Raw genomic sequence first — 9,195 nt, 5'->3', positions numbered from 1 at the left:
CTGCTGCGTGGTGGCGCCGATCGTGCTGCACGGGCGGGCGTGGGGGGAGCTGTACGTGGCCCGTCCGGCGGGGGCCCCGGTCTTCGGCCGGGACGACGCGGACTTCGCGACCGTGCTGGCCGCCGTCGTCGCGGCGGGGATCGCGCAGACCGAGCGGCTGGAGGAGGTCCGCAAGCTGGCCTTCACGGATCCGCTCACCGGCCTCGCGAACCGCAGGGCCGTCGATCTGCGCCTCGACGAGGCGGTGGACCTGCACCGCACCGAGGGAGCCGTGGTCAGCCTCGTCGTCTGCGATCTGAACGGGCTCAAGGAGGTCAACGACACCCACGGCCATGCTGTGGGCGACCGCCTGCTGGAACGTTTCGGCTCCGTGCTCTCGCTCTGCGGCGCGATGCTCCCCGGTGCGCTGTCCGCGCGCCTGGGCGGGGACGAGTTCTGCCTGCTGGCCGTGGGACCCCCGGCGAAGGACGTGGTCCGGGTCTCCGAGGAGCTCTGTGCGCGGGCCGTCCTCCTGGAGCCCGGCGACGGGGTGGCCTGCGGAGTCGCGTCCACGGGCGACGACATCGGCCCGGTGCCGTCCGCGCGCCGGCTCTTCCGGCTGGCGGACGCCGCCCAGTACCAGGCGAAGGCCGCGCACTCGCGCAGGCCGGTGGTCGCGGGGCGCGACGGTGACGTGATCAGGCTCGCCGACTCCCCGCCCAGGTCCCCCCACGACCGCCGCAGGCTGCGCGGCAACCCGCCCGGCGGCGACCGGTGAGGGGCCGGCCGGGCACGGACCGGCGGCCGGACAAGAACCGCTCGCACGGGCTTCCGCCGTTCCTCACCGCGGGCCCGGCCGCCGGCGCCTCCGTGCGGGAGGGGAAGCCGGCCGCGGCCGTGGGGACGGTGACCGGGCCGCCGGCCTGATCCCGTACGCGTGAGGGCTGCCGCATCCGGAGGGACGCGGCAGCCCTCACGTACCTCAGAGGCCGGTGCTCCACGAGCCGCCCCGGCGCACCGAGTACACGACGAACCCCGCGCCGACGCACAGCGAGGCCGTGCCGCCGATCAGGTAGGGGGCCGTGTCGATGCCCGACCCGGTGTCGGCGAGTCTGTCGTCGGAGGTGAAGTCCTCGGTGGCGGAGGCATGTCGGACCTCGGTGGGGGAAGCGGCGGACGAGCCGGTGGAACTGCTCCGCGTGCCTGTTCCGCCGGTCGCGTTGGCGGAGGGGACGAACCAGAGAGCACAGAGCAGGGTGCCTGCCGCTGTGGTGGTCAGCAGCGTGCGACGAGCGATGGACACAGAATCGATCCCCTTGCGACAACCATCAGTTAGCCCCGTGGGCCGATGCTAAGCAAAGCAGCGGGTCGGAGGAAAGCCACAGCTCCCGGGAGCCTTACGCTCCGGCGTATGAGCACTTCGGAGACACCCTCATTTGTTCGGCTTCGCGTGGAGATGGTGCTGGAGATCAGCGACGCGGACGCCCTGACCGGTACCGCGCTGGAAAGCATCGCGGCCGATTTCACCGCCTCCGGCGCGTCCGCCGACGAGTCCGCCGAGGAGCGGACGCATGCGGAGGAGACGGTCAGGGAAGACGCAGCGGAAGCCCTCGCCTCGCTGATCGACCCGTTCGATCTGGTCAGCCAGGTGCCTGGCGTCGAGCTCGCCCAGGCCTCCTGGAGCAGCGAGACGATCGACTACGACCCCGAGGCCGAGGACTGGGCCGCCGGGGAGGACGGGGACGAGGCGTACTACGGGATCGAGGACAATGAGACGGACGACGAAGAAGGCGGCGGGAAAACGGAACGCTGACGCCCGCCGGGCACTCCTCACAGGTGACGGGAACCACCGCGGGCCCGGGTGCGTCGATGAGTGGTGTTCCCCACATCCTCGGTGGATGTGGAACGGAAGACCCGGTCGCGGTGTTCTTGGGACATTGACGGGGAATCGCCGTCGGGCGACCCTGTCCGGGGATCATGGGGAATCGGCAACGATGGAGAAGCGTGTGATGACGGACAGCAAGCGGCGCAGGGGTCTCGTGGCCGCGTCCGCACTGCTCGGCGGCGTACTGGTGCTTTCCGCCTGTAGTGACGACGGCGGATCGGGCAGCAGCGCGAGTTCCGGCAGCTCGAAGACGTCGCAGGCCCAGGTGGACGAGGCCGCGGCCAAGGACACCTCCGAGGCGCAGATAACGATCGCGCCGAAGAACGGAGCGACCAACGCGAGCATCAACAACGCCGCGATGGTCACCGTCGCCAAGGGCAAGCTGACCGAGGTCACGATGACCACGGCGGCAGGTGACGCCGTCGAGGGCACCCTCGCGGCGGACGGCTCCAGCTGGAAGCCCAGCGGTCAGCTCGAACGCTCGACGACGTACAGGATCAGCGCCACGGCGGCCGACTCGGACGGCCGTAAGGCGCACGCCAACAGTTCGTTCACCACGGTCTCGCCCGAGAACAGCTTCATCGGGAACTTCACCCCCGAGGACGGTTCCACCGTCGGCGTGGGCATGCCGGTCTCGATCAACTTCAACAAGGCGATCACTGACAAGAAGGCCGTCCAGGGCGGCATCGAGGTGACGTCGAGCAGCGGCCAGGAGGTCGTCGGCCACTGGTTCAACAACCAGCGTCTGGACTTCCGTCCCGAGGACTACTGGCAGGGCGGCTCCACGGTCACGCTGAAGCTGGCCCTGGACGGCGTCGAGGGTGCCGACGGCGTCGTGGGTGTCCAGCAGAAGACGGTCACCTTCAAGGTCGGCCGCAACCAGGTCTCCACCGTGGACGCCAAGGCGCACACCATGACCGTCACCCGGGACGGGAAGACGATCAAGACCATCCCGATCTCCGCCGGTTCCTCGGAGAACCCGACCTACAACGGCCAGATGGTGATCTCCGAGAAGTTCAAGGAGACCCGCATGGACGGTTCGACGGTCGGCTTCACCGACGACGACGGCAAGGGTGAGTACGACATCAAGGACGTGCCGCACGCCATGCGGCTGTCCACGTCGGGCACCTTCATCCACGGCAACTACTGGGGCGCCAAGTCGATCTTCGGCAGCGCCAACACCAGCCACGGATGTATCGGCCTCTCCGACGCCAAGGGCGCCGACGACTCGAACACCCCCGGCGCCTGGTTCTACGACAACTCGCTGATCGGCGACGTGGTCATCGTCAAGAACTCCCCGGACAAGACCATCACCCCCGACAACGGGCTCAACGGCTGGAACATGAGCTGGTCGGAGTGGACGGCGGGCTCCGAAGCCTGACCCCATCGCACCCCTCCCCTCCGAAGGCGGCGGCACCCGGATCCTTCCGGGTACCGCCGCCTTCGGCGTGCGCGCGGGCCGGGTGTCGCCGTCCCCGGCGTGCGCGCGGGCCGGGTCTCGTCGTCCTCGGTGTGTGTGCGGGCCGGGCCTCTCCGTTCCCGGTGTGTGCGCGGGCCGGGCCTCTCCGCCCCCGGTGTGTGCGCCGGAAGTGTTCTCATCCCGCTCTCATCGCAGACTTAACTCTTCATCACGCCCGCTCCATACCGTCGCGCCATGTTCTTCACCTACCTCCGGCGCGAGCTGCGCCGCCGCAGAAAGGCGGCGCTCGTCGTCGCCTCGGGGCTCGCCCTCGGCATCGCGCTGGTCATCGTCGTCAGCTCGGTCTCCTCGGGCATGAGCAAGGCCCAGGACAAGGTCCTCCAGTCGCTGTACGGCCTGAGCACGGACATGACGGTGACCAAGGCCGCGGCCGCCCCGGGCTCCGGCGGCACCGAGCGGCCCCGGTTCGAGTTCGACGCGAAGGACGACGAGGACGCGACCCAGAGCACCGACCGGGTCATGGTCCAGGGCTTCCAGACGCTGGCCTCCAGCACCGTCGGCAAGGTCGGGAAGCAGGACGGCGTCGCGGACGCCGTCGGCGGACTGAGCCTGACGGTCATGAAGGTCGACGGCCAGTTCAAGCGCGGCGAGTTCAAGCAGGACGGGAGCGCGGGACAGGGCGGTCCCGGCGGCGGCCAGGACGGCGGCCAGCCGCAGGGCCGGGTCGAGGGCGGCGGAGCGTCCTTCGACGTCAACTCCTTCACCGTGTACGGCACCGACGTCACCCAGCAGGACCTCGGCCCGCTGACCTCCTCCAAGATCACCAAGGGGCGTACCTTCAAGGCCGCGGAGACCGACGCCGAGGTCGCGATCGTCGACTCCGCCTACGCAAAGGAGAAGTCGCTCGCGGTCGGCAGCACCGTCACCATCTCCGGCACCGCCTACACGATCGTGGGCATCTCCACGGCGGACAGCGGTGACGCGGCCGCCAACGTCTACATCCCGCTGGAGCAGGCGCAGACCGTCGCCGACTCCAAGGACAAGGTCACCACGGTCTACGTCCAGGCCGCTGGCTCGCAGCAGATCGACACCGTCAAGGCCGCCATCCAGAAGAACATCCCGGGCACGACGGTCACCACCTCCGCCGACCTCGCCGACACCGTCTCCGGCTCCCTCTCCACCGCCTCCGACCTGGCCGCCGGCGTCGGCAAGTGGCTCTCCGTCACGGTCCTGATCGCCGCGTTCCTCGTCGCGGGACTGCTCACCTCCTCCGCGGTCAGCCGCCGCGTACGGGAGTTCGGCACGCTCAAGGCCCTCGGCTGGAAGAGCGGACGCGTCACCCGCCAGGTCATCGGTGAGGCCCTCGTCAACGGCCTGATGGGCGGTGTCCTCGGCATCGCCGTCGGCGTCGCCGGCGCCTACGCCGTGACCGCCGTCAGCCCCACCCTCACCGCCCAGCTCGGCGCCACGGGCGGCGGCGGGGGCATGGGCGGCGGTGGCCCGATGGGCGGTGGCGGCCCCGGCCGTCAGACCGCCGCCAAGACCCTCGACATCGCACTGACCGCCCCGGTCTCCCTCACCACGGTCCTCGTCGCCGTCGGCCTGGCGGTGGCGGGCGGACTCGTCGCGGGAGCCTTCGGCGGCTGGCGGGCCTCCCGGCTGCGGCCGGCCGACGCGCTGCGCCGCGTCGCCTAGCACCGCACCGCACCGCACCCCTCTTCGTACGTACAGCAGGAGTCCACACGTGTACCAGCTCAAGGGCGTCACCAAGCGCTACATGCGCGGCAAGAACCCCGTCGACGCGCTCGCCGGAGTCGACCTGACCATCGAGGACGGCGGAAGGCTCGTCATCCAGGGCCCGACCGGCGGGGGCAAGTCCACCCTCCTGCAGATGCTCGGCGGGCTGGACCGGCCCACCTCCGGCACCATCGAGCTCGACGGCGTCGACCTGGCCACGCTCCCCGAGTCCCGGCTCACCAAGGTCCGGGCCGAGTCCATCGGATTCGTCTTCCAGAGCTTCAACCTGATCCCGACCCTCACCGCCCAGGAGAACGTCGAGACCGCGCTCGTCCCCCTCGGCCTCGGTGCGAAGGCCCGGCGTGAACGCGCCGCGCAAGCACTGGAGTCGGTGGGTCTCGGCGACCGGCCCACCCATCTGCCGGGTGAGATGTCCGGCGGCCAGCAGCAACGCGTCGCGATCGCCCGTGCGCTGGTGAAGCGGCCGAAGGTGCTGCTCGCCGACGAACCGACCGGCAACCTCGACGAATCCATGCGCGACGAGATCATGGAGCTGCTCGACGGGCTGTGGAAGGAGCACGGACTGACCTTCGTGATGGTCACCCATGACAGCTCGCTCGCCCGCAAGGCGCCCCGGGTGGCGACCATCCGTAAGGGCAGGGTCACCGTGACGGAGAACGCGGCGGTCTGATCCGCCCCGGCGCGAACCTCACGGCCGCTCTCCTCGGGCTGTGAGGTTCGCCACCCGCGCCTCCCCGCGACCCGGTGCCGGGCGGCCCGTCCGCCGCAGCGGGAGCGGAAGTTCGGGCACGGAACCACCCGTACCGGCCCGGCCGATCGTGGCCACTATGTGGATGTCGCCCCGGCAGGACCGGGCCGCGCTGCGAGACTTGCCGGGTGCAACGGCCCCCACGGGCCGATGGCGCCTCCGGGGACAGGGAGCGCCGACGCGCACGATCCCACCCACGGAAGGTCTTGATCAGATGCCGGCCAGTTCCGACTCCCTCACCCCGCACGCCGCCGAGAACCGTGTCGTCGAACCGCTCTACGCGGAGATCCTGCGGCGCAACCAGGGCGAGGGCGAGTTCCACCAGGCGGTGCGCGAGGTCCTCGACACCCTGGGCCCCGTGCTGGCGCAGCGCCCGGAGTTCGTCGACGCCCGCATCATCGAGCGGATCTGCGAGCCCGAGCGCCAGCTCATCTTCCGGGTGCCGTGGTCGGACGACTCCGGTGCCATCCACGTCAACCGCGGCTTCCGCGTCGAATTCTCCAGTGCGCTCGGCCCGTACAAGGGGGGTCTGCGCTTCCACCCCTCCGTCAACCTCGGCATCGTGAAGTTCCTCGGCTTCGAGCAGATCTTCAAGAACGCCCTCACCGGCATGCCGATCGGCGGCGGCAAGGGCGGCGCGGACTTCGACCCCAAGGGGCGGTCCGACGCCGAGGTCATGCGGTTCTGCCAGTCGTTCATGACCGAACTCCACCGCCACCTCGGTGAGTACACCGACGTCCCCGCCGGTGACATCGGCGTCGGCGGCCGCGAGATCGGCTACCTCTTCGGCCAGTACAAGCGGATCACCAACCGCTACGAGTCCGGCGTGCTCACCGGGAAGGGCCTCGGCTGGGGAGGCGCCCAGGCGCGCACCGAGGCCACCGGTTACGGCTGCGTCCTGTTCACCGCCGAAATGCTGCGCGTGCGCGGCGAGTCCCTCGACGGCCAGCGCATCGCCGTGTCCGGCTCCGGCAACGTGGCCATCTACGCCGTCGAGAAGGCCCAGCAGCTCGGTGCGACGGTGGTGACCTGCTCCGACTCGGGCGGCTACGTCGTGGACGAGAAGGGCATCGACCTCGAACTGCTCAAGGAGATCAAGGAGACGGGCCGCGGCAGGATCTCCGAGTACGCCGAGCGGCGCGGCGCACACGTGCGGTACGTCGAAGGAACGGGTGTCTGGAACGTCCCCGTGGACGTGGCCCTGCCCTGCGCCACCCAGAACGAACTCCACGAGGCCGACGCGCTCGCCCTCGTACGCAACGGGGTGAAGGCAGTCGCCGAGGGGGCCAACATGCCCACCACCCCCGAGGCCGTCCACGTCTTCCAGCAGGCAGGAGTCGCCTTCGGCCCCGGCAAGGCGGCCAACGCGGGCGGGGTGGCCACCAGCGCCCTGGAGATGCAGCAGAACGCGTCCCGCGACTCCTGGACCTTCGCCCACACGGAGGAGCGCCTCGCGCAGATCATGCGCCACATCCACGACTCCTGCCACACGACGGCGGAGAAGTACGGCAGCCCGGGCAACTACGTCGTGGGCGCGAACATCGCGGGCTTCGAGATCGTCGCGGAGGCGATGCTGGCCCAGGGGCTGATCTGACACTGCCGTCACGCGGGGCCCGGGGCCGGTCGCCCGGGCCCTGTACCGACGCCCCCCTCAGGACATCGTGCCCACAGGCACCATACGGGCGCCCGGCGCGGCCCCGGACGGGACCAGGAACGAGGTCCGGGGGAGGGCCGCGTCGGCCGCGCGTGGTGCCTCGGCCGTGGACGGGTCGGTGGTGGTGAACACCGGGGGACCGCCGCTCCCGTCGTCCCAGGTGTTGCCCTCGGACCGGGAGGACGCCGCGAGCACGGCGTCCCGGCCGTCGCCGCTGTCCACCGCCGCGTTGGAGCTCAGTCGGGCGGCTGCGGTGGGCAGGTGGAAGTTCGTGCCGTTGCGGAAAGCGGTGTTGCGGGTGAGGCGGATCGCGCCCCGGTTCCCCTTGGCGTTGAAGCCGAGCCCGGTGTTGTCCCAGGCCGCGTCGTCCATGAGCACGTGCGCCACGGAGGCCGAGGTGTGGCCGCCGCCGAGGGTGAACCCGTTGCCGTTGCGGTAGGACCAGCTGACGCTCACCGTCACCGGACTGGTGAAGCCGCCGAGGGCGATCCCGTCGGTCCCGTTGCCGAAGGCGCGGCAGCCACGGACCGTGTTCCCCCCGCCGGAACCGAATTTGACCGCCAGGCCGACCCCGCCCGCAGACCCCGGGCTGTTGGAGCAGAAGTCGCTGTCCAGCACGGTGTTGTCCTCGGTGTCGGCGTGGCGCAAGGTCAGCCCGGACTCCGTGTTGTCGTGAGGAGACAGGCCACGGAAGAGGGCGGGACCGTCCCCGCGTGCGCGGGGAGCAGTGTCCTGCCACGCAGTGGACGGGGAAGCTGTTGGGACCATCCCCGCGTGCGCGGGGAACAGCGCGTGAACGTCGCGGCCCACGATGTCTTGGCGGGACCATCCCCGCGTGCGCGGGGAGCAGCAGGAGTGCATCGACAAGGTCTGGGCGTACCGGGGACCATCCCCGCGTGCGCGGGGAGCAGGCTCGCCGATGGTTTCCGGCGAGCCCTGGAACGGGACCATCCCCGCGTGCGCGGGGAGCAGCGCCTTCTCCCGGTCCAGGCGTACCCGCTGCGGGGACCATCCCCGCGTGCGCGGGGAGCAGCCGGCTACGTCGTGATCCTCCGCAAGGGCGACGGGACCATCCCCGCGTGCGCGGGGAGCAGGCGAGTTTGGCGCGTTGGATGTCGTCGGCCCCGGGACCATCCCCGCGTGCGCGGGGAGCAGGACGTCGTCATGTGGCTTTCCGACCCGAAGGCGGGACCATCCCCGCGTGCGCGGGGAGCAGCGCGCCTGTCGTACCTGCCGGTTCTGCGAGCCGGGACCATCCCCGCGTGCGCGGGGAGCAGGACGCCCTGATCTACGCGATCGAGCGCATCGAGGGACCATCCCCGCGTGCGCGGGGAGCAGTAGTTGGCTGACACTTCGAAGGTGAGGCGTCCGGGACCATCCCCGCGTGCGCGGGGAGCAGCTCCTGGACGTCGAGGGGCTGTCGATCCTGGCGGGACCATCCCCGCGTGCGCGGGGAGCAGTCCGGTGGCCCATGGGTCGGGCTGCTGGCGCTGGGACCATCCCCGCGTGCGCGGGGAGCAGGGAGTACCCGTGGCCATCGAAGCGCTCGTCCCGGGACCATCCCCGCGTGCGCGGGGAGCAGGCGATGCGGACGAGTGCGCGGGCGACGTCGTCGGTGCTCCCCGCGCCTGCGGGGATGGTCCATCTTGATTGTGGTGGGGAACCTGTTCACCGCGGTGCTCCCCGCGCCTGCGGGGATGGTCCCCGCACCGCCGTCACTCTGGCGGCCCAGGACGGGTGCTCCCCGCGCC

The 9,195-nt window shown here is 70.9% G+C and carries 8 protein-coding genes and 1 CRISPR repeat array; of the genes, 6 read left to right on the top strand and 2 right to left on the bottom strand.

Annotated elements, in window-relative coordinates:
• The coding region (locus VN520_RS25085; protein WP_325749203.1) for a GGDEF domain-containing protein at positions 1–757 on the top strand (757 nt) is incomplete at its 5' end.
• A gap of 204 nt (positions 758–961) precedes the next feature.
• Here the strand turns inward: VN520_RS25085 and VN520_RS25080 are convergent.
• Complete coding sequence (locus VN520_RS25080) at positions 962–1,282, bottom strand: hypothetical protein (protein ID WP_325749202.1); 321 nt, start codon at positions 1,280–1,282, stop codon at positions 962–964.
• Positions 1,283–1,390: 108 nt separating this feature from the next.
• Here VN520_RS25080 and VN520_RS25075 point away from each other — a divergent pair, with 108 nt between their 5' ends.
• The 5 genes from VN520_RS25075 (at position 1,391) to gdhA (ending at position 7,384) form a co-directional block, all read left to right on the top strand.
• Positions 1,391–1,792 (top strand): hypothetical protein, encoded by a 402-nt coding sequence (locus tag VN520_RS25075; RefSeq protein WP_325749201.1) that lies wholly within the window; start codon positions 1,391–1,393, stop codon positions 1,790–1,792.
• Positions 1,793–1,973: 181 nt separating this feature from the next.
• Positions 1,974–3,245 carry a L,D-transpeptidase gene (locus tag VN520_RS25070; protein WP_325749200.1) on the top strand — a complete coding sequence of 424 codons (1,272 nt, stop codon included), beginning with the start codon at positions 1,974–1,976 and terminating at the stop codon, positions 3,243–3,245.
• A 273-nt stretch (positions 3,246–3,518) separates the two neighbouring features.
• Positions 3,519–4,979, top strand: coding sequence for an ABC transporter permease (locus VN520_RS25065; RefSeq protein ID WP_325749199.1), 1,461 nt, complete (start codon positions 3,519–3,521; stop codon positions 4,977–4,979).
• Between the two features lie 49 nt (positions 4,980–5,028).
• A complete protein-coding gene (locus tag VN520_RS25060; RefSeq protein ID WP_325749198.1) occupies positions 5,029–5,712 on the top strand; it encodes an ABC transporter ATP-binding protein in 684 nt (227 codons plus the stop codon).
• A 292-nt stretch (positions 5,713–6,004) separates the two neighbouring features.
• Positions 6,005–7,384: an NADP-specific glutamate dehydrogenase gene (gene gdhA / locus VN520_RS25055; protein WP_325749197.1), complete on the top strand. Its 1,380-nt coding sequence runs from the start codon at positions 6,005–6,007 to the stop codon at positions 7,382–7,384.
• Between the two features lie 57 nt (positions 7,385–7,441).
• Here the strand turns inward: gdhA and VN520_RS25050 are convergent, their stop codons facing one another.
• The gene (locus VN520_RS25050) at positions 7,442–8,092 is read right to left on the bottom strand and encodes a hypothetical protein (RefSeq protein WP_325749196.1); all 651 of its coding nucleotides are present in this window, start codon (positions 8,090–8,092) and stop codon (positions 7,442–7,444) included.
• 51 nt (positions 8,093–8,143) lie between these two features.
• Positions 8,144–9,026: direct repeats of the CRISPR family, unit length 29 nt; unit sequence GGGACCATCCCCGCGTGCGCGGGGAGCAG.
• Positions 9,027–9,195: the final 169 nt, after the last annotated feature.

It is taken from the genome of Streptomyces sp. (assembly GCF_035563135.1).
Taxonomy (GTDB): Bacteria; Actinomycetota; Actinomycetes; order Streptomycetales; family Streptomycetaceae; genus Streptomyces.
This window is presented reverse-complemented; position numbering and strand designations above follow the sequence as displayed.